Raw genomic sequence first — 24,277 nt, 5'->3', positions numbered from 1 at the left:
ACCCCTATTGACGACCGCGCGCCCCTGCTCTGACGTGAACAGGGGCGCGCAGTCGGTAAAAAGGGTGTGAGGTTACTTCCGGCGACCCGGAACCTTGGCTCCCGGAGCGAATCCGAGTCCACCGGCCTTCGGCTTGGGCGGAGTCCGATCATCCGAACCGTTGGACGTCGCATCGGCCGCAGTGTCCGACGCTTCCGCCTTCGGTGCCTCCGCTTCCGTCGCCTCGGCAGCCGGTGTCTCAGCTGCCGGTGCCTCGGTCGCTGGTGCTTCGGCCTTCGGTGCTTCGGGTTCCGGTGTCGGCTCGGCCTTCTCGGGCTCTGCCTTCTCCGGCGCGGCAGGTGCAGCGGCAGTCGCACCCGGTGTCCGTGCGCCTGGCTTCTTGAATCCGGACTTCACGGCCAGACCCTTGGGCTGGACGGTCGGCTTGGATTCTGCGGCAGCGGGCGCCTCCGAAGTCGGGGCCTCGGCAGCAGGTGCTTCGCTGGCAGGTGCCTCGGCAGCCGGAGCTGTTGCAGCAGGGGCACTCGCAGTCTTCGCTCCCGGCTTCTTGAATCCGGACTTCACGGCCAGGCCCTTCGGCTGGACGGTCGGCTTGGATTCGCTTGCCGCAGCGCTTGATTCCGAAGATTCGCTGACAGCCTCCGGAGCAGCAGTCGGAGCAGCTTCGGCGGGATTTCCTGGTGCCTTGGCTCCCGGCTTCTTGAAGCCCGACTTCACGGCCAGACCCTTGGGCTTGACGGACGGAGTCGATTCCGAGGCCTCGGTGGTCTCCGCAGACGGAGCTTCAGCAGGAGCGTCGGCAGGCGCAGGGGCAGCTGCCTTCGCGCCGGGAGCCTTGCCCTTCATCTGCAGACCCTTGCCGCCGGGTGCCTTGCCTCCGGCCATGCCGAGACCCTTGGGCTTCGGTGCTGCCTCGGCTTCGGCAGTGTCGGCCGTGTCGGTCGCTCCAGCCGAACCCGGTGCCTTCGCGCCCGGTGCCTTGGCCAGACCCTTCATCTTCAGTCCGCCGCCGGCCTTCGGAGCGGGAGCTGCGGGAGCGGTCTTCGCCTCGGCAGGCTCCTCGACGGGTGCGATGCGCTCGGCCTCTTCGACCTCCATCGCCTTCTCGGTCTCGAGCTCCTCCTCCGCTGTCCGCTCGCGGGGGATGACCTTGATGTTCTCGGCCAGTACCGAGGACTCGACGCGGGTGATCGACTCGAGCATCAGCTGCGCGACGTCGACGACCTCGACACCCTCGTGCGCGCCGCCTTCCTGCCGTGCGGTGACACCGTCGGTGAGCATGACGCGGCAGAACGGGCAGCCCGTGGCGATCTTCTTCGGGTTGGTCGCGAGCGCCTCGTCGACCCGGTCGATGTTGATGCGCTTGCCGATGTTCTCTTCCATCCACATGCGAGCGCCACCGGCACCACAGCACATGGACCGCTCACCGTGACGCGGCATCTCCTTGAGGTTGGAGCCCGACGCAGCCATCAGCTCACGCGGAGCGTCGTACACCTTGTTGTGACGGCCGAGGTAGCACGGATCGTGGTACGTGATGTCCTGGCTGACCGAGGCCACCGGAATAAGCTTCTTCTGCCGCACGAGGCGGTTGAGCAGCTGCGTGTGGTGGACCACGTCGTAGTCGCCGCCGACCTGCGGGTACTCGTTACCGAGGGCGTTGAAGCAGTGCGCACAGGTGACGACGATCTTGCGCTTCTTCTGCTCCACGCCGTCGAACACGTTGTTGATCGTTTCGATGTTCTGCATCGCGAGCTGCTGGAACAGGAACTCGTTGCCCGCGCGGCGAGCGGAGTCGCCGGTGCAGGTCTCGTCGGCACCGAGCACCATGAACTTCACGCCTGCAGTGGCGAGCAGCTCGGCGACGGCCTTGGTGGTCTTCTTCGCCCGGTCCTCGTAGGCACCGGCGCAGCCGACCCAGAAGAGGTACTCGTAGTCCTGGAACGAATCGGCGTCCTTGCCGAAGACCGGGATGTCGAAGTCCATCTCGTTGATCCAGTTGAGCCGGTCCTTGGAGTTCTGGCCCCACGGGTTGCCCTTGTTCTCCAGGTTCTTGAACAGACCTGCGAGCTCGGACGGGAACTCGGACTCGATCAACACCTGGTAGCGGCGCATGTCGATGATGTGGTCGACGTGCTCGATGTCCACCGGGCACTGCTCGACGCAGGCACCACAGGTGGTGCAGCTCCACAGCACCTCGGGATCGATGATGCCGCCTTCGATGGCGTCGGCGACGAGCTTGCGATCGGCCTCGTCCCGAGCGGCCTGCGGAATGGCGTCGAGCGCCTTCTGGTCGACGTTGCCTTCTGCATCGACGAGTCCGACCTCGTCGCCGGCCATGTCCTTCTTGCCGCCGGCCAGCAGGTACGGGGCCTTGGCGTGGCTGTGGTCGCGCAGCGACATGATCAGCAGCTTGGGGGAGAGGGGCTTGCCGGTGTTCCAGGCGGGGCACTGCGACTGGCAGCGGCCGCACTCGGTGCACGTGGTGAAGTCGAGCCAGCCCTTCCAGCTGAAGTCCTCGATCTTGCCTGCGCCGAACGCGTCGACGTCGGGGTCGGCCTCTTCCATCTCGAGGACCTTGCCGCCGGACATCATCGGCTTGGCCGGTCCGAGGGCGACGGTGCCGTCGTCCATGCGCTTGAAGTAGATGTTGGGGAAGGCCGTGAAACGGTGCCACGCGACGCCCCAGTTGATGCGGGTGCCCACGATGTAGAGCCAGATCATGCCGGACATCAACTTGATCAGAGCGAAGATCGAGACCATGTTGGAGTTGGCCGGCAGCAGCTCGGCGAGGCGCATCGTGAAGAAGTCGGTGTACGGGTTCGCGTCTCCGTAGGTGGCGATCTTGCCCGCCTTGACGAACACCATGCCCAGGCCCTCGATGAGCACGACGGCCTCGACGAAGTAGGCGGCCTTGAACCCGGAGCCGGCGAAGCGCGACTGGCGCTCGGGCTTACGCGGGTGGTTGAGCTGGCGAATGACGATCAGCGTGACGATGCCGATGACGGTGCCGAGCCCGAGAATCTCGTCCATCAGGTGATAGACGGCGGTGTCGCCGACGATGGGCCAATGGAACTCGGGGTTGAACGTCTGGCCGTAGGCCTCGAACCAGAACACCGATCCGACCATGAAACCGATCATGACGAGCCAGTGCGCCCAGCCGACGGTGCGGAACTTGACCATCTTGGTGTGGGCCGCGAACTCGATCACCATCTGCTTGAAGCGGGGGACGATCGGTCGCCAACGGTCGGGTGCCGGCTGACCCAGCCGCACGATGTTGAACATGCGCAGGGCCCCACGAATGAAGGCGTACCAACACACGAGGCTGAGCAGAGCACCGACTGTGCCCAACGTGATCGTCAGGGCGTTCATGTCGCGGCCTTTCGCTGTGGGGTGGTGGCTGGAAAAGCTACCGCTGGTTCGAGCCCGTCGAACTGTACGACAGCCAATGTTACTCGTCGGTAGCTAATTGACTGTACTGATGGGTAACTTAGCATCGTTCCGGCAAGCGACGCTGGTGGGCGTCGAAATGAGGCCATCCGACGGGTGGGCTGAACTCGTCGGTAGGTTGTCTCGTGGATCACGTTAGGCGTATGGCCTGGTGGGGTTGTCGAGAAGGCAGTCCTTACTTGTCCTCTGCACTATCGAGTGCGCCGCAGTAGCGGGCCCGGCAGTCGACCGTTCGGATGGCATTTTCGCCGCATGTTGACGCACTGCAACTCTGTGTGCTGCAGAAACTCAATATGTTTGTGACAGTTGATAACTGATAGGCGTCGGGACAGTTGCAAAAGGACAACGAACGGTCCGGTTTGTGCGCTACACTTCGGGCGCATCGAACGTCGCAAAAGGGTCATCGGGGTGGCTTTGAGCTCGAGCGGACCTGGTCCCGCAGAGCGTGCACATCACAGAAACGGAACAGAACTCCACATGAAACTCAGCAAACTGGTCGTTACCTCGGCCTTCGTCGCAGTGGCGATGGGCTTGGCCAGCGGTACCGCCTACGCACAGGGCCCCACTGAGCAGGCGGCCCCCGGCGACACCAACTACACCGTCGATCTGGAAGACCGCACCATCGTCACCACCATCGATGCGGGCGTCTTCAAGGTTGCCGACGACGGCAAGACGGTCGACGTCCTCGACGCCGCCGACAAGACCCTCGTCACCCTCCCGCTCTCGTTCAACCTCGGCGGACTGAACTTCCCGTACGAGCAGAACGTCGATGACAACGGCAAGACCCTGCGCCTGATCCCGAACCTCGACTTCACGAAGGCGTCGGCGAACTCACGCAGCATCGGTGCGACGACCGTCGCATCGCCTGAGGAAAACCTCGCGGCGCAAGAGAACTTCCAGTCCCAGCTCGGGCTCGCGTCAGCAATCGGTGGATTCACCGGTACTGCGATCGGTGCAGTAGTCGGCGGCATCACGGGCGGGGCTCTTGCTTGCGCCACGACTGCTTGCATCCTGGCCATACCCGCAATCGGCGCTTTCGCTACTGTTGGCGCTGTGATCGGCACGATCGCAGTCGGCGGCCCGACCCTTGTGATCGCCGGCATCGACTTGATCAACACGCTGAACGCGGCACCCGGCACCACGGTGTACGCCAAGTAAGCAACGTCCCACACAAAACCCGCACTCTCGTCGAGGGTGCGGGTTTTTTGTGCGCTGCGTGTGGCTACGACGTACGGACCGTCAGTCCGGGATTCTCGGCCAACACGTCGTTGATGGGGGTGGCGAACAGTTCGGGTCGTTGGCCCTGCAGCATGCTGAACACCATCGCGATTTCGCAGGACGGTTGATCGCCCACATTCGACGCGCTGGCGATGCCGACGGCGAGGGTGCCGCTGACGATCGGGCCACCGCTGTCGCCGCGGAGAGCGCAGATGGACGTGGAGAAGCTTCGGTCCATGACGGCCTCACCCATGGCGACGTTCCGGCCCGTGGACAAGATTGTGCCGCAACTGAATCCGGTCCTGGAACCGGACTTGCAGACCGGTGCACCCACGATGGGATCCACCGTTCCGGTGACGTGCAGCGGTCCCGAGCCGGGCACTCGCACCGCATTGCTCTCGAACTCTCCGACGTTGGCGTCGTCGATCTCGATCAGGGCGTAATCGTTGGGCGACTGGCTGGTTCGGTAGAAAGAGCCGAACTTCGACCCGACGAGACTCCCGTACATCGGGTAAGCGCCGGTCGACCCTGCGGAACCGGTGGCGGCCGGATCGCAGTGGCCCGCAGTGATGTTGACCGGTCCGCGGGCGGGATCGACGGCGTTGAATCCGAGCGAGCAACGCAGACCGAGGCCGGCCGGAGTGCCCGCAAGGAAGCTGTCTCCGCCGAGATACGAACTGGCCCGAATGGGACCGGCCGTGGGCGCGACATCGAAGGGGAGTAGCTCCACCAGCGGGTCGACGGCGTCGTGCACCGCCTGTGGAATCTCTATCCCGGAGGCAACCGTTGCGAACCCCTTGGCCGACGCGGCGTCGGCCACCTCGGTATCGGTGTGGCCGTCCGCCACTGCGACGACGGGCCGACCGTCCGTATCGAGCCAGGCACCCGTGATCGCCTCGGAACCGACAGCGGCAGTGAACTCCGCCAAACGCCTTGCCGCGTCGGCTCGTTCGAGAAACTGGTGCGGATCGAGCCCGAGATCGCGGGCGACGGCGTCGACCAGCTCGGGCGGCAGCACCGGATCCGTACCCGCTGCGGGCGCGGCAGTGGCAACGGGCGCGAACACCGCCATCGCTATCACGCATGACACGGCAATCGACAACCCCAGCCCACGGCGACGCATGAAACCCCTCCCCCGAGGCATCAACGATGTGATGCCGTTCACTGACTATAGGGGGTGCGCAGGCGTCGACCTACCGGCTCATTCGGTTCGTAGGGTCGCTCCGGTTGCGCCGATGACCTGATCGATGGGAATACCGAGACTCGCAGTGCCCCCGTACTGGGCCAATGCCAGATTTGCCTCGTTGCAGTCGGGTGCGCCACCACTGTTGGATCCGCTGGTGATGCCGAGCGCGAGTGTTCCGGTCACGATGGCACCGCCGCTGTCGCCGGCCAGAGTGCACGCGGTGCTGGCGAATCCACGGACCGTGCGGGAGGTGCCGTCCTCCATGTAGAGCTGTGTCTCGACGCGGTCGGCGGCAACAACGCCACACGTGAACGACGAGGACTGACCCGACTTGCAGACCGGCGCTCCGATCACGGGTGCTGCGGTTCCGGTGATCGTGACGGTGCTGCCGTTGGCTCCGCGGACGGTGGGACGGTCGAGGCCGGACGAAATACCGCTGTCGTTCAGGTCGATCACCGACCAGTCGAGGCCGTCCTGCGCGCCCAGGCTCGACCGATCGAACGAGCCGATCTGCGTGCTGCGCTTGATGTCCGACGGATCGGGAAGGTAGACCGGTGCGCCGCCGGCTCCGGTGGCCTTGTTCGGATTGCAATGTCCGGCAGTCAAATTGACGGCGTCGCCGGAGGAGTCGACGGCGTTGAACCCGAACGAGCAGACGCTGATGTCGGTGGTCGGGGCGTCGGCGATGGGCCCGGTGCTGGTGACGTAGGTGTCGCCACCCATGGGAGCCGGGTCGACCGGCTTGTTTCCACCGGGGGAGAGGATGACCTTGATGTTGGCCAGCAACGTCGGCAGGTTGAGTGCGCTACCGATCGGACTGTTCACCAGGTCGATGACCACCTGGTTGTCGATGAAGTCGATCGCCGTGCCGTTGATCTGCTCGGAGATCTCGCGGGGGAGGCCGGCGATCCATCCGTTGAGATCGGCCAGAGATTTCTCGAGCCCGTCCGCCGACACCGGCGACTGAGCTGTGGCGTATCCGTCCTTGGCCACTGCCTGTGCTGCAGCAGGGGAGGTGACTGCGACGACGGCGTTGCCGTCGGGTCCGATCCATGCGCCGGCGAAATCAGCGGGGCGGCTGGCACGGAAGTCCGATGCGTAGGCGGACAATTCCTGCGCACGAGCGGCCCGATCGAGATACTCCTGCGGAGAGATCTTCAGATCGCGCTGCACAGCCTCGACGAGCTCTGCGGGAAGCCGATCGGCGGGAGATTGGACAACGGGCTCGGCGGCCGCTGTCCCGGAGAACGAAGCGAACAGAACGAAAGCCGTCGAGCACAGCACTGCAGTACGCAGAGCCCCGGTGTTACGCATGAAATCCCTTCATCGGGTGCTTGGTATCAGCGCCCCACCCTAGGGCATGAGCCGCTGAACCAGTGTTTGCACAGGTCAGGGGGTAGCAGTGTCGGAAGATGTCGGTGTTGTTGCAGACGTAGTAGTAGGTGGCGTTGTGGTCGTCGCGGCCGGGGTGGTCGTCACCGGGGTCGTCGTCGGCACCGGGACGGTGGTGGTGACCACGGGCGGGGGCGTCGGGATCGGGGCGGGTGGCGGCGCAGGCAGCGGCGCGGGTTGGGGCGGGATGTACGGCTCGTACGTCGGTTCGTCGACCACCTCCGGCGCGACGACGGCCGCAGCGGGAGTGGTGGTTGTGGTCGGCGGCGTGCGGGTCGAGGTGACGACCGGCGAGCCTGCATCCGTGACGGCCGGGGGCGTCGGAGCGGGCGAATTGCTGAACACGCCACTGATCGCGGCGATCGCCAGCACGATCACCACGCCCGCCGCGGCACCGGCAATGATCGTGGTGATGGTGCGCGAGCGTTCGCTGCGTTCCTTCGTCGCATCCGTCGACGCGACCACGGGGGCCACGGCCGGTGCGGCACCGGTGTTCGACGTGTTCTCCTCGGCCGGTTCGACCGGATGGGACCGAAACTCCGAGGGCTCGAACATCGGAGCCACCGCTGGGATGGCCTCGGAGAAGGCAAGGGACTTCTCTTGTGGCACAACAGGAATGGCGTCGGTATCGAGCGAATCGGCGCCGTCGTTACGGGTGACGATCGGCGCGGCGCCGGTGACCAGGGAGTTGCCGTCGACATCGTCGACCTCGGCGAGCAGCAGTGCGCCTCGGGGTGCTGCCAGTGGCTCGACCACTAGATCACCCGAAGTCCGTTCGGCAATCCCGGCGGCCACCGACTCCAGTTCGGCGCTGCCGCCGGTGAGCACCACGGTGCCGGTCTGCGGCACGTCGAGCGTGCGTACCGACGGCGCGACCAGGTCGGCGAACTCCGATCGCGTCACGGTCGTGGTCTGCGACAGCCCCGGCAGATCGACGGAGATGGTGGCGTTCTCTTCCGTGCTGAGTGCGTGTTTGGCTGCCTCGCAGGACGCGACGACGCCGGCGAGAGCGGCCAGGACTGCGGCGTCGGACAGATCGATGTGGTCTCGATCGGTCACCACGTGATCGAACAGCGCATCGGTGAAGACGTCTCCGCTGACGGCGGTGGTGCGAACCGTTCCGCCGCCGGGATACGTCGAGATGTCGGTGCCGGTAGCGCCGATGTCGATCACCGTGGCGGCCGTGCCGGGGTGGCGCTGCGCGAAGGTGCTGGCGGCTTTTGCGTCGGGCACCAGGGCGACTGCGGTCAGGCCGGCGTGATCGAGGGCATCGCGCAGCAGTGCAACGCTCTCGCGCGGCCATCGCGTCGGGTACGTCATGGTCGTGACGGGTGCGTCGGCCGACTCGGTTGCCGAGGACATCATGGTGACCAGGCAGTTGGCCGCGTTCGCCATCAGATCCTCGGCGCGGTACGCGGCGGCGTCGGGTTCGAGGTCCTCCTGCTGACCGACCAGGTCCACGAACCGGGTGAAGGGCGCTGTGTCGGCGGGTTCGCCGAGATGAGCTCGGCCGTCGTCGTCGAATCTCAGGGTCGTCGGTACTACGACGACCGTCGGTTCGTCGTCGGTGCGGACGCGGTGGACTGCCACCGACCGGGTGTTACCGACGGTGATTCCGAGATGGCCCGCACCGCTCATGGAGTTCCCTCTGTCCCTGCGTCGCGTGCCTGCTCGGTGTCGGACTGCGGGTCGGTCGTGTCCGGGTCGGTCGTCTCGCCGGTGTCCTCGGTGTCTTCGTCGGCCGGGACCACTGGTTCGGGGTCGACCGGATCGACGGTCTCACGCGGGTCCTCGCGGTCGCGGATGTCGGGTGTCTCTACGGCGGGACGGGTGTCGATCTCGGTCGGGTCCGCGTTGCGTCGTGGGTTCTCGGAGGTCTCGGGGGTCTCGGCCGGGGTCGATTCTTCGGTCGTTTCCAGCGGAAGAGGTTGGACCGGCGCGATCTCGGCGGCCGGTTCGACGACGACGGTGGGGAACTGGATCGGGCCGCCGGCACCGGTCCCGGAGGACGTTGTCGGCGGAATCAGCTGCGCGTTGCCGATGGTGGGCACCGTCGTGTCGGAAGAGGTACCCAGTTGCAGCGCGATCAGGGACGCGCCGACGATCAACGCAGAGGCGAACGCCGCCGCCGCGAACAGCGGGCGACGGTCGGAACGGGTGGGGGTCAGTACCGCTATTTGCTCGGTGACCGCTTCGACGGGGAATTCAGACGCCAGAATCGCAGCACCACGCGCCGCGGCGACGGCCGAGTCTTTGCTCTGAAGGGTCGCCCGCACCGACGCGTTCCACGCAGCGAGCGCCTCGGCTTCGGCCACCAGCGATACGTGCGCGAGACCGTGCGCATTCATCGCCGAACGCAATGCGAAGACCTGCTCGGCCGTCCAGCGGGCCGGGTAGGTGGCGGCCGCGGCGAGGTCGCCTGGTTGCAGATCGATCGACGACGCGACCTCGGTGAGCAGGCACAACAGCGCCATCGACGTCAGCTGCTCGGCGGGAAAGACGGTCCCCTTGCTGCCGGTGACGCCGACGCCGTCGGCGAGAGAGTCGAGGAAGTGGGTGTACGCCTCCGACTTCTCGCCGGGTGTGTCACCGAGCGAGACGGTGCCGTCGGGATGGGTGTTGAGCACGGTCGAGTGCAGCGACGCCAGGTGCAGTGACGGGCCGGGCGCAATGGGATGCGACACCGCAGCCACGGCACGTTCGTCGTCCAGATAGAGGCCGACGTCCGGCGTGCCGATCCTCACACTGCCGGGCTGCTCGGTCATGGGGATGCTGCCTGTTCTGATCGGTTACCGATGGTCGGTCGTTATGTCGCTTCCGGCCCTCACACAGTTACATTGCTGCTCGATGTGCTGGTGGAGCCTCCGTATCCCATGGCGCGCAGCATCGAGATGAGCTCCGAGCGAGACTCGGCCCCGAGCCTGCGCCGTATGCGAGCCACATGATGTTCGACGGTCTTCGGGGAGATGTAGAGGCGGCTACCCACCTCGCGGTACGTGACTCCGAGTACGAGCAGCTCGGCGACCTCGGCCTCGCGCTCGCTCAACGATCCGGTCGGGGTGGGCGTGGTTCCGGAACTCTCGCGGCGGTGCGCGGTGGGCGGCTGCGACCCGGATTGGCGCAGCGACCTGGCGATGTGCAGCAGTGCGGTGGCGGTCGCGGTATCGGAGACGGTCAGCGCGGCCTCGCTCGCCAGTCTGGCTCCATCCCAGGGCAGCCCGAACGCGGTCAGCGTCCGTGCCGAGTTCTCCACATCGGCCGGATCGGGCCTGCCCTGCAACACCCCGAGCCAGGCGCGGCCGGCGGCGGCGAGGGCGGCGCTGTACGGGTGGGTGGGAGCGGCAGCCGCGAGGGCCTTGGCGTGCGGCACCAGCGCGTCGGGAGTCTGGGCCACGATGGCCGCTTGGACCTGGTACCAGTTCAGCGCAGACGCCCAGACTGGCGGATCTCCGAGCGCTGCGAGCAGATCGGCGGCATGCGCGACGAGGTGTTCGACGCGGTCGACCTGGCCGAGTCGGGTTGCAGCCAAGAGCAATTCGCCCAGAGGGAGCAGCGCGAACAGATCTGCCGAGTATTCGGCGATGACGTTCTGGGCGCCGGTCCATGCGGTAATCAACGACCCTGCGTCACCCGACCTGCGAGCCAGGCCCACCCGGATCGCGTGCAGGAAGAGCTGATTGCGCATGTGCGACAACGGTATCCGCAGTCCATCGAGCGCAACACTCGCCTCGGCGGCATCGCCCCGCAGCATCGACGCCCATGCCCCGAGGAGGATCAGTCGAGTGTGCGCCTCGGATCCGGGACGCTGTTCGGGCAGGGCTCGGGCCAGAATGGAATCTACGCGAGCGAGGTCGCCGCAGTGCACGGCGTGCAGGGCTGCGACGGCCGCGGCGGTGTCGGTGGCACACGAACGGTCGGATACGTTGCCGGTCAACGACAGTGCGCGCATCAGCGAGTGCGCGGCACCGCTCGAGCCGGCTGCGCTGCGGGAGTCGATCGACCCGAGGACGCCGGCCACCAGCAAGGTGCCGGATGCAGTGCTCGACGTCGGCGCAAGTGCTGACACTGCGGTCATCGACCGGTCTGCAGCATCACGATCGCCGGCTCCAGCAGCGGACAGAGCGGCCCACACCCCGTCGGGCCCGAGTCGATTCTCGCCGAGCCATCCGAACAGTTGCGCACTGCGGGAGAGCATTCCGCGCTGCGCGGCAATCGCGGCCGAGACCCGCACCGCGGTCCGCAGATCCGCGGAATCACAGACGGCGGCGCTGTCGAGTACCGCATCGGCATAGCGCCCCGCCTCGTCCAGGTCGCCGGTGGCGGCCGCGACCTCGGACCGACGGGCGGCGAGCACCATCGGATCGAAACCGGCGTCGACAGCTGCATCGTACAGCGCGCCGGCTGCCTCGACCGGTGCCCAATCTGCTTGCTGTACAAGAAAATCGGCCAAACCGACATGGACGACGCCTCGCTGCGCCAGCGCACGCGCGGCGGTGGCGTCGAGCAGGCGGGATCGGGATGCGACGTCGGTGACGGACTGGAGCAGGACGCGGCAGCGCCGATCACCGATCAGCTCGGTCAAGGGAACCTCGGCGGCCGGAATCAACGCGCCGGTGGAGTCGAGCAGGCCGGAGCTGCAGGCGAGATCGACGACAGATTCGACTTCGTTCGTGCGCGCGATCAGTTGCGCGGCCGTCGTGGGATCCGGTGCTATGCCGAATCGAGCTGCGAGCAACAGCGCCCGAGTGTCGTCGGAGGTGTCGAGCAGCATCCGACGATGCTGTGCCGCAACGGCTTCGGTCACCGCTCGCAGGGGTGAAGGGTCGGCGAGTTCTGCGGATAGCGCGGCAAGGGCGGCGTCGACGGCAGAGAGGATTCCCCCGGTGGACTTCGCAATGGCAGTGGCCAGTGCCGCCGAGATGGGCCGTGCAGTGGCGGCAGCCCGTGCGGCGATCGACGTCTTGTCCAACGGAACCAGAGTCAGTCGACCGGAACCGGCGGACGCGATCAACTTCTCGATCCGAGAATCGAACAAGCGCGGAGCCGTGGCCACGATCAGCGTGATGTCCGACCGCGTTGCTGCCGCGGCAATTTCGTCCAACCGTTGTTCCGACAGCAGATGGGCGTCGTCGACGAGAACCGTCGAGCCGGACGGGGCGTCGGCAATGCTGCCCGGGTGCGGATCCACCGCCGCGCCGATCGCGTCGAGAACTGCGGAGCGACCGGACCCGTTCGCTCCGACAACAACATGAAACCCCGTGGTGGCGAGGGCATCACGAACGAAACGATCGGCGCGTTCGACGCCGACGAGGGAGGGCCGGATGCTGGTCACGGTCGGCTTATCGACCGGTCAGGCCGCCGAGGGCTCCGCCGAGACCGTCGCCGACGCCACCGACCGCACCGCCCAGTCCGTCACCGACTCCGCCCACGACGCCGCCGAGACCTTGACCCACACCTTGGCCGACATCGCCGAGAGTCGGGCCCTGGTACGTAGGTGGCTGGTAGCTGGGAACCTGTGGCACCTGCACAGCCGGTGGTTGGTAGTTGGGCACCGTCGGAGCCGCGACCGATGGGATGGTCGGCACGGTTGCTGCGCCGTTGTCGGCAGGGGCCTGCGCGGGTGCTCCCGCCGCGGGCGCACCGGCAACCGGGGCACCGGTGGCCGGATCGATCTGCGTCACGGTGCCGTCGGCGTTGACGACCGTGGTGGGAGCGCCCTCGGATCCGACTGCAGCAGCGCCGTTCTCGCCCGTAGTCGTGGTCGTCGTCGATGCGTCCGCGACAGCCGCGGTGGTTCCCGGTGTTTCGGTGCTCGAGATGTCGGCATTGGACTCGGCCGGTGCCGTGTTGTCCGAGGTCAACGCGGTACCCACCGACAGGCCTCCGCCGGCGAGAAGAGCCAGGACGACAACGGATCCGGCGACGAGGCCGGCCTTCTTGCGGCCGGACATCCCTGCGTCGGATTCCACCGCAGTAGGCGTCGGGGCCGGTCTCGGGGTGGGGCGAGGCATCGGGGCGGCGGCAGCGGTAGCCACGGACGCGGTCGGGACCGCAGCCAGGGAGGCTGCATCTTCGGCGGCGGTGGCGTCGGCGATGTCGCTTCCGAGTATCGCGGCTCCGATCGCAACGGTCAGTTCCGGACGCGGACCGGCCACCACGGGGGCGCGCAGTTCGGACGAGATGAGTTCGGCAACAAGGGGAATGGCCGAGCTGCCACCGACGAGCACCACCTGGTCGATATCGGTGACCTCGAGCCCCGCGGCGGCCACGGCGTCACGGACGACCCCGACCGACGCCAGCAGCGATGCGCGTACCAGTTCCTCGATCTCGGAGCGCACCAGGCGAACCTCGGTGTGCAGACCGGGCAGGTCCACGGTGAGCGAGGTGGACGTGTCGTAAGAGAGTTGTTCTTTGGCCTGGCCGCACCGTGCTCGCAGTTCCACCAGCGCACCGACGGTGTCGGGGTCGAACGGATCGAACTCGAACGATTGACTTCCCGAGACGGTATCGAGGACGTACTGCATGATCGCGTGATCGAACTGCGCGCCGCCGAATTCCTGCGAGTGGACGCCGCTGCCGACGACGCCTGCGTCGGTGCCGGTCCGCATCAGGGTCACGTCGAGGGCGCTGGCACCCAGGTCGTAGATCACGGCGAGGCCGTCGGCCTGTGGTCCGCGAGTCACCTCGAGCCAGCGCATCGTGGCAACGGACTCGGGTACCAGCGTGGCGTCGGCCAGGCCGGCGCGATCCAATGCCTCGCCGAGGACCTCGGCCGTGTACGCCGTCCAGCGGGTGGGGTGGGCGACGACGACCGTGGGGGCGGAATCGGCTCCGGCGGACACCTCGGCCACGAGTGCGCGAGCGGCGGTGGCGTACAGATCCTCGGCACGGTGACTGCGGCCGTCGTCGTCGATCAATTCCACCGGGTCGCCCACTCGGTCGGCGAACCCGCTGATCAGATGGCGGCCCGATCCGTCCCACAGCTCGGCCAAGCTCGGAGCCGCGCCGGGGCGAAGATCGAGTGCCGAACGCTTGACGACGGAAGTAACGGGGTCGGTGTCGAGTGCAGCAGCCGCTGTCACCGAACCGATACGTATGCCGAGCCCTGTCCCGGTCATTCCGCAGGCTGCACTCTTGCCGTTCATAGTGATGTCGCCGCCTTCATCTCGCCTCAGCCGTCAGTAGTACTGCCGTCACCCGCACTGTCGGACCGCGTCCGTTGTTCGTTACGTCTCACAGCAGGTTAGAGCGTGAAACGAGTGAAATCCCCTAAAGCGCTCAGATCCCCTAACGAAAGCCCCCTGGCGGACCCCGGGGTAGTAGGGGGATCGGCCCCGTTGGGCGGGGGCTCTCCGATGCATAGCTTTGTGATCAACCACGAACGACCACTCGTCAAGGAGACCCAGATGGCTACCAACGCCGTACTCGATTTCATTCTCGGCTTGCTGCGCGACGACCAGGCCGCGGCGGCCTACTGCGCCAACCCCGAGACCACGTTGGCCGCCGCAGGCCTCGGCGACGTGACCCACGCAGACATCGTCGCCGTAGCACCGCTGGTCGCCGAGTCGGGTCTGTTCGCCGGAGCGGGCAGCCAGCTGTCGGCCATCTTGGGTGCAGGCGGATCGGCCGGCCTCGAGGGCGCACTTGCCGGAGGGGCGAGCCTCGGCGGCGGATTGTCTGCCGGACTCGGACTCGCTGCAGGCGCAGTTGCCGGCGGCGGACTCGCTGCAGGCGGCAGCTTGACCGGCGGAATCGATGTGACGGGTGAGATCGAGGCATCCCTGCAGGCTGCTCTCGCTGCAGCGTTGGCCGTCGGCGGTCAGATCGGTCTGGAGCTCGGCACTGCCTTCGGTGGTGCCCTCGACGCTCTGATCGGCGCGGGCGCAGGCATCGGCGGCGGACTCGGAGGCAATCTGGATCTCGATCTCGACGGTCTGCTCGGCGGAACCGTCGGTCTCGGCGCTGCCTTGACCGGACTGATCGGCGCAGGTGCAGACATCGGCGGCGAGATCAGTGGCGACATCGCCGCACAGCTGCAGGCAGCACTCGACGCTGCTATCGGCGCGACCGGTGCCGTCGACCTCGGCGCACTGGCCGACATCCAGGGCGGACTGGGCGGCGCGCTCGGCGCGATCTTCGGAGTCGGTGGAACCGTCGGAGCCGAGCTCGGCACGGCGCTCGGTGGAGTCTTCGACGCCGCCCTCGGTGCCGGAGCCGGACTGGACATCGCGGGTGACCTCGGTGCCGCTCTGACCGCCGGAATCGGCGGCGCACTCGCGGGCCTCGGGACCGTCGGTGCAGATCTCACGACCGACGTCGGTGCTGCTCTCGACGGCGCAGTCGGTGCCGGCGGCGCACTGATCGGCGACATCGCCGGTGGCATCGGCGGCAGCCTCGGCGGGCTCTTCGCCGCCGACGGTGCCATTGCCGGATCCATCGGATCCGCACTCGGAGCCGTCCTCGACGCCGGTGCGCTCGCAGACCTCGACGTCGACGGCCTGCTGGCCGCAGGAGGCAATATCGGTGCTGTCGTCGGAGGCGCACTCGGAACGGCACTCGACCTGGACACCAGCGCGATCGGCAGCCTGACGGCGGCCATCGACACCGCGGTCGACGGCGTCATCGGCGCAGGTGCAGGCATCGGCGGAGGCCTCGCAGGCGGTGTCATGGGCGGCATCGAAGGTGGAGTCACCGGAAACCTCGAAGGCATCCTCGGAGCCGCATTCGGCGTCGGCGGAGCGGCTGGAGCCCAGCTCGGCACCGCTCTCGAGACGGTGCTCGACACCGGTGCAGCACTCGACCTCGGAGCCGTACTCGGTGCCGGAACCGACCTGAGCGCGGGACTGACCGGAGCGATCGATACCGCGGTGGCAGCAGGAGCCGATCTCACGGGAACCGTCGAGGCCGCTCTGGGTGGAGTCGGCGGAGTCGGCGCTGACCTCTCCGGTGGTCTTGCCGGTATCGGTGGACTGGGTGGCGGTGTCACCGGTGGTCTTGCCGGTATCGGTGGTCTCGGTGGCGGTGTGACCGGTGGTCTCGCCGGTATCGGTGGACTCGGTGGCGGTGTGACGGGCGGACTTGCCGGTGTCGGCGGCGCTGCCGACGGTGTGACAGGCGGACTTGCTGCGGTCGGAAATGTGGGAGCAGACGTCACCGGCGGGCTGGCAGCCGTCGCCGATGCAGGCGCGGGCGTCACCGGAGGTCTCTCGGGGCTGGCCGACGCCGGCGCAGGACTCACCGGAGGACTCGCCGGTCTCGGCAGCCTGGGCGGCGGGATCGCCGGGGGAGTTGCGGGCGGAGTGGCCGGCAGCGTCAACGCCGCAGCTTCGGCTGGCGCAGGTCTGCAGGGAACCGTGACCGGTGCCGTCGATACCGGACTGGACGCGGCAGCATCGGCCGGCGCAGGTCTGCAGGGAACCGCGACCGGTGCTGTCGATACCGGCCTGGACGCGGCAGCATCGGCCGGCGCGGGTCTCGAAGGTGCAGCCGGTGCTGCAGGGTCGGTCGCCGGCGGCATCCAAGGTGCTGCGGGTGGAGTGGTCGACGCCGGCACCTCGGTGGGCGGCGAGATCGCGTCGAACGTCGGAGGGGGGCTCGAGGCCGGCGGCTCTTTCGGCGGCGAAGTCGCCTCGACGGTGACCGGGGGTTTGGATGCTGGTGTCGACGCTGCGGGGTCCGTGGGCGGCGGGTTTGATTCCGCTGCCGATATCGGTGGCCAGGCAGCGGGCAGTGTCACCGGCGGTCTGGAATCCGGTGCGGAGGGCCTGGCTAATGCAGGCGGCAGCCTTTCCTCGGCCGCGAACGGTGCAGCGTCGGGATCGTTCGAGCACTCCAGCTCCTTCGACAGCAGCGCAACCTCTTCCGGCACCGGCTGGTCGAGCGTCGACTCCGACGTGTTCGGCCAGGCCGAGAGCGATTCGAGTCTGTTCAGCGACGGCAGCCTGCACGGCTCGGTGGACTCGGCGGCCGATTCTCTCGGCCACGCAGTGACGGTCGATCACGACATCGATCCGCTGCACCCCTGATTCGGTCAGCGACACCAGTGCACGGCCCCGAGTGTGTTCGTCACACTCGGGGCCGTGTCGTCGCTAGAGTTCTGCTCGGGGACGTCGACGAGAACGGGTTGTGAAGCAAGAGCATGGATGGGCACACAACGGAGCTGGCCGAGCTGCTGAGTCGCACCGCGAAGGTGGCGACATCGGCGGGAAGATCCGATCTGGTCGATCGAGTCGAGGCAGCGAGAATGCGAGTCTTGGATCCGCGCCGACGCATCATCGTGGTCGGACCGCTCAAGCAGGGCAAGAGTCAATTCGTGAATTCGCTGCTCAATCTGACGGTGTGCTCGGTCGGCGACGACGAGACCACCGCGATCCCGACGGTGGTGTCGAACGCCGAGAGCTTTTCCGCGCAGCTCGTTCTCGCAGATCCGGGCAGTGAGCCGATCCGCGTCGACGTGCCGCCCGACGAGGTCACCACCGTCACCCCGGCGAGTCCCCGGGCTCAGGGTCGTGAAGTGCTGCGGCTGGACATCGGAGTGCCCAGTCCATTGCTCGCCGACGGTCTGGTCCTGGTCGATACGCCGGGTGTCGGTGGGCACGGAAATCCGCACGCTGCAGGAACATTGGGGCTCATTCCGTCCGCCGACGCTGTACTGGTCGTCTCCGACGCCTCCCGCGAATTCACCGAGCCCGAGCTGTCCTTTCTCCGGCAGGTGCAAGGCCTCTGCCCGGCCGTGGCGGTACTGATCACCAAGATCGATCTGTATCCGCACTGGCGACAGATCGTCGAGGCCAATCGCGGGCACCTCGAGCGGGCCGGCATCGACGTGCAGATGCTCCCGGTGTCGTCGCTGTTGCGCTCGCACGCACTGCGTTTGAACGACGAAGAGCTCAACGCCGAGTCCGGTTTTCAACAGCTCTACGCGTTTCTTCGCGACGAGGTGGTTGCCCGTGCGGACGTACTGGCTCGCGCGTCGGTCTCACTCGACGTTCGCTCGGTCACCGAGCACCTTTCCCTGTCCTTCGGCAGTGAGCTTGCGGCGCTGAAGGATCCGGAGCGGGCGGCCGCGGCCGTCGCCGGTCTGCAGCGCGCCAAATCCGCCGCCGAAGAGTTGCACAAACGCTCGTCGCAATGGCAGCAGACCCTCGGTGACGGCATTGCCGATCTGGCGTCCGATATCGATCACGATCTACGCGACCGGTTGCGCCGCGTCACTCGCGAGGCGGAGGAGACCGTCGACGAGGGGGATCCGGGTAAGGACTGGCCGCAACTCGGCGAGTGGCTGGAGGAGCAGATCGCCGCGTCGGTGGGCGACAACTTCGTCTGGGCGCACGAGCGGGCACTGTGGCTCTCGGAGTTGGTGGCCGAGCATTTCGCTTCCTCCGGAGCAGCAGCGTTGCCCGACCTCGATCTCGGTGATCTGGACAACGTTCTCGAACCCGTCTCGTCGTTGGCCGAGCTGGAATCCGGTCGGGTGGGTATCACCCAGAAAGTCCTCGTGGGAATGCGCGGCTCCTACGGCGGCGTGCTCATGTTCGGTCTGATCACCACCTTCGTCGGGCTGAGTCTGCTCAACCCGATCTCGATCGGCGCGGGCGTTCTGCTGGGCACCAAGGCCTACAAGGAGGACAAGGAGAATCGCGTCAAGGCGCGCCGTTCCGAGGCCAAGATGGCGATCCGACGCTTCACCGACGACGTCAGCTTTCAGGTGGGCAAAGAGTCCAAAGACCGTCTGCGGCAGATCCAGCGGGTACTGCGCGATCACTTCACCTCGATCGCCGAGCAGACGCTGCGGTCGCTGAACGAATCACTACGCTCGGCGCAGGAAGCCGCCGCGGCCGACAACACCGACCGTGCTTCGCGGATAGCGCAATTGGAGAACGATCTGCGCGTGGCCTCGGAATTGAATGCCCGCGCACGTGCTCTCGTCGAGGACGAGGCGGTATGAGCGCGACGGCTCTGAACCGGGCGCGTGACCTGATCTCGGCTGCTCGATCGACGTACGCGGGGGACGCAGAAGCCGCGTGGATGCTCGACGAATGTCTGTACCGACTGGACGAGCCGCTGCGGGTGGCGTTGGCCGGCTCGCTCAAGGCCGGCAAATCAACTCTGCTCAATTCGCTTGTCGGACAGGATATTGCGCCGACCGATGCGACCGAATGCACCAAGGTCGTCACGTGGTATCGCAACGGCGTCACGCCCGCTGTCACGGCCTGGTACGACGGCGATCGTGCGGCGAACGTGCCGGTGCAGCGACGGGACGGCCGACTGACCTTCGATCTGGGGTCGTTGACGGCCGCGCAGGTCGATCGCCTGGACGTCGAATGGCCCGCCAGCACTTTGGCGCAGACGACGATCATCGACACCCCGGGCACGTCGTCGCTCTCGCGCGATGTATCGGCGCGCACGCTGGCCATGCTCACCCCCGAGAACTCGTCCTCCGGTGCCGACGCCGTCGTGTATCTGCTGCGCACCCTCAACGCGTCGGACGTGTCGTTTCTCGGACAGATCGGCGCGCACGTGGGCGGCGATTCGGGTCCTCTCGGCGTCATCGGGGTGGTGTCCCGAGCAGACGAGGTTGGCTCGGGCCGGATGGACGCGATGATGTCGGCCAAGGAGGTCGCCGCGAGGTTTGCATCCGAACTCGAAGCCACCGGTTTGTGCCAGGCAGTGGTTCCGGTTGCGGGACTGCTCGCACTCGGTGCGGAAACGTTGCGGCAGAACGAGTTCGCTGCGTTCGAGATGCTGGCGACGGTACCGACCGAGGATCTGCAGTTGGCGATGCTCTCGGCTGATCGCTTCGTGCGACCCGAGAGCACACTGCCCGTCGATGCCGCGCTGCGGGCCAGCATCGTCGACCGCTTCGGTTTGTTCGGAATTCGGATGGCAGTCACTCTGATTCGGCTGGGGGTACGCGATTCGCCCACGCTGGCTGCCGATCTGGTCGAACGCAGCGGCTTGAGCGAACTGCGTTCGGTGATCGACGTGCAGTTCGGTCAGCGAGCCGACCAACTGAAACTGCACTCCGCTCTGGTTGCGCTGCAGCGAATTCTGGAGTTCCGGCCGGAATCGCATGCCCTGCGTACCGAGGCCGGGCGGATGCTGGCGGACGTGCATGGTTTTGCCGAACTGCGGCTGCTCGGCCGATTACGCTCCACCACACCGAAACTCCCCGAGGGAGCCCTGCAGGACCTACAGCGCATCATCGGCGGCTTCGGTATTTCCGCCACCGAACGTCTGAACCTGCCGCCCGATGCCGGCCCCGGTCAACAACGCGAGATCGCACTGGCGGCAGTACACAAGTGGCGTGGGTTGTCCGAGCACCCGCTGCTGGATCGGTTCACTGCGGGCTCGTGTGCCCTCGCCGCCCGTAGCGCCGAAGGGATACTCGCCTCGCTGGCCTGAGTTCTATCGTGTCGATGCCCTACGCGGGAGGAGCGCGACGACGGTCGCCGCGCCTGCCGCAGCTGCAACGACGAACGGTCCCCACTGCAGAACCCCGCCGAGCAGTGCAGGTGCGTCGGACACGAAGGTCGAGAACGTGACGGCCGCACCGATGGTCAAGAGCCCGACCGCGCCCATCAAGACCTTGGATGACGTCGCTGCACCGCGCAGTAGATTCAGTGCGACGAATCCGAGCAGTACGAGCACCGCTCCAGCGGCACCGCTGGACAACAGTGTCGCCGAGGCCGTGTTACGGACGTCGACCGCGCTTGCCGTCGAATCCTGCTGTGAGACAGCGCTTTCGACACCGGACAGCACGGGCTCCCAATTGAGTGCGATGACTGCCGCCAATACGAGGATCAGTACCGCAGTAAGCGTCCACAGCGCAGTCGCCAGCCTCGGGAGAACCGAAGGCGTGGGCTCCTGCCGTGGCCGAAGAGGCTCGACGGAAACATCCGGCCGCGGCGGTTGCGGACGCGCAGGCCGAGGTCTGCGCGAGATCGGGTCCATCGGTTCTTCGGCCACGGTGCAGGAGTCTATCGGGCCGGGCTGCTGAGCCGCTGCCTCAGCGCAGCACCACCGCCACGCCCTCGTACGGACGCAGTGTCATCGGGAAGCTGTTCAGCTCGTCCACCGTTGCGATCTCGTTGTCGTCGTACACGTCGATGGCACACGTGCCGGGCACGAGGTGCTTGGACTGAATGGTTGCGCTGATCTCGTCGGACGAGAAGTTGAGCACCGTGGCCTGAATCGTTCCCTGGCTCAGTTCGTGCACCATGACGAGCAGTCCCTTGTGCGAGACCGTCGGAATATCGATCTGCTGCGCTGTGGCGATACCGTACCGCTTGCGCAGCTCGATGATTCGCGCCAGTTGCCGTGCGAACGACTGCGGGTCGGCCAGCTGCTCGGGGAGCGATCCGTACAGGCTGCGTCCGCGCGGAATGCCGGACTCCGAGCGGACGGCCTCGGGGAAATATCCCATGAGATCGTGAGCGCCACGGTTGATCCACCGGGTGTCACCTTCCCGAATGAGATCGTCGACCTCTGCGGCATCGATGGGCAGGATGCCCAGCAGATCCCAGCCCGACAGGGCGAACACGCCCGGCTGCCATGCGTTGTACATCGCCAACAGCAGGTGGGCTCGCTTGACCGTCTCGATGTCGGCCTCGTCCATCCGATCGAGATCGCGGATGCCGAGGGATGCGGTGATGACACTTGCTGTGGTGCAAGCAATTCCGTTGGTCGTGAATGTCCGGTTGTACGGTGCCCAACGCCCGGTGAGCCGATCGGTGAGTTCACCGCGAATGCGATCGCCCAGGTCGCAGCCCTTGACCGTCTCGCCGCCGTAGGAGAACTCGTCCTCCGCGTGCAGAGTGGCGAAGTGGATGAGCTCGAACGTCATCTCGTCGTGGTTCTGCAGCGCATGCACCAGAGATGCCGTGTCGACGCCGTGGTCGCGCGCCAAAGTCATGGTGAGCCTGAGGAATTCGGTGTTGCCCATGACGAGCGCATGCTGATACGCGGGGCGGTTGATGAAGTCGTACGACAGGTCGGCCCCGTTGGTGCCCATGGCCTTGATGTCGTCGATCGTCAGGTTCAACTCCTGGAAGGTGAACCCGCCCATCTTGCGCACCACGCTGGCGATCAGGTGGTTCGCGGCCTCTGACAGAGGATGACCCTCGGACCAGCCCGGGCCTTCGGCTCGACGCTCGACGCCGAGAAAACCGTTGGCGTCCAGGCGTAGTGCGCCCGCGCCGAGATCCGCGATGGAGTGACACGCGTCGCCGATCACCAGACGCATGCCGGCGAAAGAAGGGTCGAGCCAGTTGATCGACGGCTGACCGGCCTTGAAGTAGTGCAAGTACACCCAGCGGCGTTCGACGCCATCGATGCCGACGACGGGAGGTGTTGCGCTCCAGTTGGTTTCCTTCACACCGAGCTCGTAGAAGATCACTCGCTGCAGCTGGCCGATGATGTAACCGGCGCGAGCCAGATTGGCCTCGGCCTCGGCGTCGATGTTCTGTGAGTCGGCACCGGCGCGCACTCGCGGCAGTAGGTGCCAGTCCTGGGGTTCGATCTCCACCATGTGGTAGATACCGGGGTAGTCGGCGACGGCCATCTCGGCGAGTCGGAAGTCCGCACCCTTGCCGGTGTGTCCCGGCACGATGTCGTCGATGACGATGCCGTCGTATGCCGAGGCCACCACGCACAGGCGTCGGAACTCTTCTTCCGATCCGAACGCCGGGTCGATCTGCATGCCGATGCGGTCGAAGTGGCCGTCGACCGAGGGGGTCGGCCGCCAGCCGTGGATACCGCCTGCCACCTTCACGGGGCCGGTATGCACTGCGGTGACACCGATTTCGGAGAACGCCTGCCACAGCTTCTCGTCGCCGAGGGTGCTCAGAAAGCTCGTCTGCGGGGCGTTGATCACCGAGATGGGATACGCGGTGAACCACACCGGTGCGCGCTCGACGGCGGCGCGAGGATCGGGATCGGCATACGGGTTCTGCCACATGCTGCCCTTACCCGAGAGTTGCTCGGCGATCAGCTTGGCGTCGCGCAGCATCGACTGTTCGGTGAGCCAGTCCACGTACTCCGGGTTCGACGCCACCGGTTCGCTGTCGGGAGTGGGGCTGTTGCTCCGGTTGGCGCGGCGCACCGAGGGGCGAAGTGGTTTCGGCCGAGCCGGGTAGAACTTCTCGTCGTAGGTGATCTCGCTCGGTTCGTGCTGCACTTCGGGATCCATGTGCCTCCGTAGCCTCGCTTTTCTTGAAACCCTACGTAGGGCGCGGCCGATCCGCAGGGTTGTGGTTCCCCTGTTCGCCGAACGGTGAAACCTTGGCGGTCGACCGCTGAAACCTACGCCGAACTACACGGATGTAATTCGTTGGGGGCGTTTTCCTTTGATATGCGAACGTCATCGAATCGAGACCGCCTGGTGTGGAATGTCTGATTCCGATAGGCCATAGTGAGTCAGGTACCAACTGTCCCTCCAGTCACATCAGACTCACGGGTCACATCCCCTCAGCTACAGGAGTTGTCCATGCGACGTCTTGCCCGCACATCGATCCTGGCCTCGACGGCCGCCCTGGCCGCCGGCATCGGTGCGGTCGTCCTCGTGCCCATGGCCTCGGCCGAACCCGAGACCGAGCCCGCAATGCCCCTAGGCTCCGCAGTCCTCGAAAGCCCCGACCTGGTGGTCACCATGGCCGCTGTCTGCGACACCACGGTGAAGGACGCACCCGAGGGCGGCGTCGTCGCATTGCAGGTGAAGGTGGACAACAAGGGTGAGGACGACGCGTCGAACGTCAACGTCAACTACGGTGCACTGCCCGGAGTTCAGGGCCAGAACAACGAGAAGACCATCAAGGCAGGCGAGGCGGCGACGTACACCGTGCCCTCCGTCGATCGTGAATGGGTCGCTCGTCCCGCGGGTGCCGCGGCCTTCGCCAGCGCCCTCGACGCCGACTTCATGAACAACATCACGGCCGGGCTGCTCAGCTTCAGCTGCATCCCCGCGCCGGCCGAGGAGCCTGCCGAGTAGTTCTCGTCCGCACTACTTTCTCCCCGCTGCGCCGCGACGATCCTTGC

General features: G+C 66.5%; 14 protein-coding genes. 5 read left to right on the top strand and 9 right to left on the bottom strand.

The features are described from left to right. Positions 1 to 72 precede the first annotated feature (72 nt). Positions 73 to 3,369 (bottom strand): (Fe-S)-binding protein, encoded by a 3,297-nt coding sequence (locus ASG84_RS20935; protein ID WP_057478916.1) that lies wholly within the window; start codon positions 3,367 to 3,369, stop codon positions 73 to 75. Positions 3,370 to 3,924: 555 nt separating this feature from the next. Here ASG84_RS20935 and ASG84_RS20930 point away from each other — a divergent pair. Next, a complete protein-coding gene (locus ASG84_RS20930; RefSeq protein ID WP_057478915.1) occupies positions 3,925 to 4,605 on the top strand; it encodes a hypothetical protein in 681 nt (226 codons plus the stop codon). Positions 4,606 to 4,669: 64 nt separating this feature from the next. Here ASG84_RS20930 and ASG84_RS20925 read toward each other — a convergent pair whose 3' ends face one another. The 6 genes from ASG84_RS20925 to ASG84_RS20900 all read right to left on the bottom strand — a co-directional run bounded on the left by ASG84_RS20925 (position 4,670) and on the right by ASG84_RS20900 (position 14,388). Next, on the bottom strand, positions 4,670 to 5,788 hold the full coding sequence (locus ASG84_RS20925) for a S1 family peptidase (RefSeq protein ID WP_082521115.1): 1,119 nt from the start codon (positions 5,786 to 5,788) through the stop codon (positions 4,670 to 4,672). 78 nt (positions 5,789 to 5,866) lie between these two features. Further along, positions 5,867 to 7,165, bottom strand: a complete 1,299-nt coding sequence (locus ASG84_RS20920) for a S1 family peptidase (protein WP_200936644.1) — start codon at positions 7,163 to 7,165, stop codon at positions 5,867 to 5,869. A gap of 75 nt (positions 7,166 to 7,240) precedes the next feature. Beyond that, positions 7,241 to 8,881 carry an Hsp70 family protein gene (locus ASG84_RS20915; protein ID WP_057478913.1) on the bottom strand — a complete coding sequence of 547 codons (1,641 nt, stop codon included), beginning with the start codon at positions 8,879 to 8,881 and terminating at the stop codon, positions 7,241 to 7,243. After that, positions 8,878 to 10,008, bottom strand: coding sequence for a hypothetical protein (locus ASG84_RS20910; RefSeq protein WP_057478912.1), 1,131 nt, complete (start codon positions 10,006 to 10,008; stop codon positions 8,878 to 8,880). The genes ASG84_RS20915 and ASG84_RS20910 overlap by 4 nt, the downstream gene beginning before the upstream one ends. Before the next feature lie 59 nt (positions 10,009 to 10,067). Next, the gene (locus ASG84_RS20905) at positions 10,068 to 12,575 is read right to left on the bottom strand and encodes a helix-turn-helix transcriptional regulator (protein WP_057478911.1); all 2,508 of its coding nucleotides are present in this window, start codon (positions 12,573 to 12,575) and stop codon (positions 10,068 to 10,070) included. A 7-nt stretch (positions 12,576 to 12,582) separates the two neighbouring features. Continuing rightward, entirely contained in the window at positions 12,583 to 14,388 is a 1,806-nt protein-coding gene (locus tag ASG84_RS20900; RefSeq protein WP_235581765.1) for an Hsp70 family protein, read from the bottom strand. A 261-nt stretch (positions 14,389 to 14,649) separates the two neighbouring features. On the opposite strand from ASG84_RS20900, the gene ASG84_RS28565 reads away from it, so the two are divergent. From ASG84_RS28565 to ASG84_RS20885, 3 genes are all read left to right on the top strand, one after another. Next, positions 14,650 to 17,268, top strand: coding sequence for an IniB N-terminal domain-containing protein (locus ASG84_RS28565; protein WP_082521138.1), 2,619 nt, complete (start codon positions 14,650 to 14,652; stop codon positions 17,266 to 17,268). 113 nt (positions 17,269 to 17,381) lie between these two features. Then, a complete protein-coding gene (locus ASG84_RS20890; RefSeq protein ID WP_057478909.1) occupies positions 17,382 to 19,190 on the top strand; it encodes a dynamin family protein in 1,809 nt (602 codons plus the stop codon). Then, positions 19,187 to 20,647 (top strand): dynamin family protein, encoded by a 1,461-nt coding sequence (locus ASG84_RS20885; protein WP_057478908.1) that lies wholly within the window; start codon positions 19,187 to 19,189, stop codon positions 20,645 to 20,647. The genes ASG84_RS20890 and ASG84_RS20885 overlap by 4 nt, the downstream gene beginning before the upstream one ends. Positions 20,648 to 20,650: 3 nt before the next feature. On the opposite strand, the gene ASG84_RS20880 is transcribed toward ASG84_RS20885, so the two are convergent. Then, a complete protein-coding gene (locus ASG84_RS20880) occupies positions 20,651 to 21,211 on the bottom strand; it encodes a hypothetical protein (protein ID WP_156399641.1) in 561 nt (186 codons plus the stop codon). 40 nt (positions 21,212 to 21,251) lie between these two features. Further along, positions 21,252 to 23,432 carry a maltose alpha-D-glucosyltransferase gene (treS, locus tag ASG84_RS20875; RefSeq protein ID WP_057478906.1) on the bottom strand — a complete coding sequence of 727 codons (2,181 nt, stop codon included), beginning with the start codon at positions 23,430 to 23,432 and terminating at the stop codon, positions 21,252 to 21,254. A 297-nt stretch (positions 23,433 to 23,729) separates the two neighbouring features. Here treS and ASG84_RS20870 point away from each other — a divergent pair, with 297 nt between their 5' ends. Continuing rightward, positions 23,730 to 24,230, top strand: coding sequence for a hypothetical protein (locus ASG84_RS20870; RefSeq protein WP_057478905.1), 501 nt, complete (start codon positions 23,730 to 23,732; stop codon positions 24,228 to 24,230). Positions 24,231 to 24,277 lie beyond the last annotated feature (47 nt).

Source organism: Rhodococcus sp. Leaf278 (assembly GCF_001426085.1).
Lineage (GTDB): Bacteria > Actinomycetota > Actinomycetes > Mycobacteriales > Mycobacteriaceae > Rhodococcoides.
Note: the sequence above shows the minus strand (reverse complement) of the source record. Positions and strands in the feature narration are given on the sequence as shown.

Coding starts and splice junctions, on each gene's coding strand:
- ASG84_RS20930 (WP_057478915.1), top strand. CDS start 3,925: ATGAAACTCAGCAAACTGGTCGTTACCTCGGCCTTCGTCGCAGTGGCG.
- ASG84_RS20925 (WP_082521115.1), bottom strand. CDS start 5,788: ATGCGTCGCCGTGGGCTGGGGTTGTCGATTGCCGTGTCATGCGTGATA.
- ASG84_RS20870 (WP_057478905.1), top strand. CDS start 23,730: ATGCGACGTCTTGCCCGCACATCGATCCTGGCCTCGACGGCCGCCCTG.
- ASG84_RS28565 (WP_082521138.1), top strand. CDS start 14,650: ATGGCTACCAACGCCGTACTCGATTTCATTCTCGGCTTGCTGCGCGAC.
- ASG84_RS20915 (WP_057478913.1), bottom strand. CDS start 8,881: ATGAGCGGTGCGGGCCATCTCGGAATCACCGTCGGTAACACCCGGTCG.
- ASG84_RS20900 (WP_235581765.1), bottom strand. CDS start 14,388: ATGAACGGCAAGAGTGCAGCCTGCGGAATGACCGGGACAGGGCTCGGC.
- ASG84_RS20910 (WP_057478912.1), bottom strand. CDS start 10,008: ATGACCGAGCAGCCCGGCAGTGTGAGGATCGGCACGCCGGACGTCGGC.
- treS (WP_057478906.1), bottom strand. CDS start 23,432: ATGGATCCCGAAGTGCAGCACGAACCGAGCGAGATCACCTACGACGAG.
- ASG84_RS20890 (WP_057478909.1), top strand. CDS start 17,382: ATGGATGGGCACACAACGGAGCTGGCCGAGCTGCTGAGTCGCACCGCG.
- ASG84_RS20935 (WP_057478916.1), bottom strand. CDS start 3,369: ATGAACGCCCTGACGATCACGTTGGGCACAGTCGGTGCTCTGCTCAGC.
- ASG84_RS20920 (WP_200936644.1), bottom strand. CDS start 7,165: ATGCGTAACACCGGGGCTCTGCGTACTGCAGTGCTGTGCTCGACGGCT.
- ASG84_RS20885 (WP_057478908.1), top strand. CDS start 19,187: ATGAGCGCGACGGCTCTGAACCGGGCGCGTGACCTGATCTCGGCTGCT.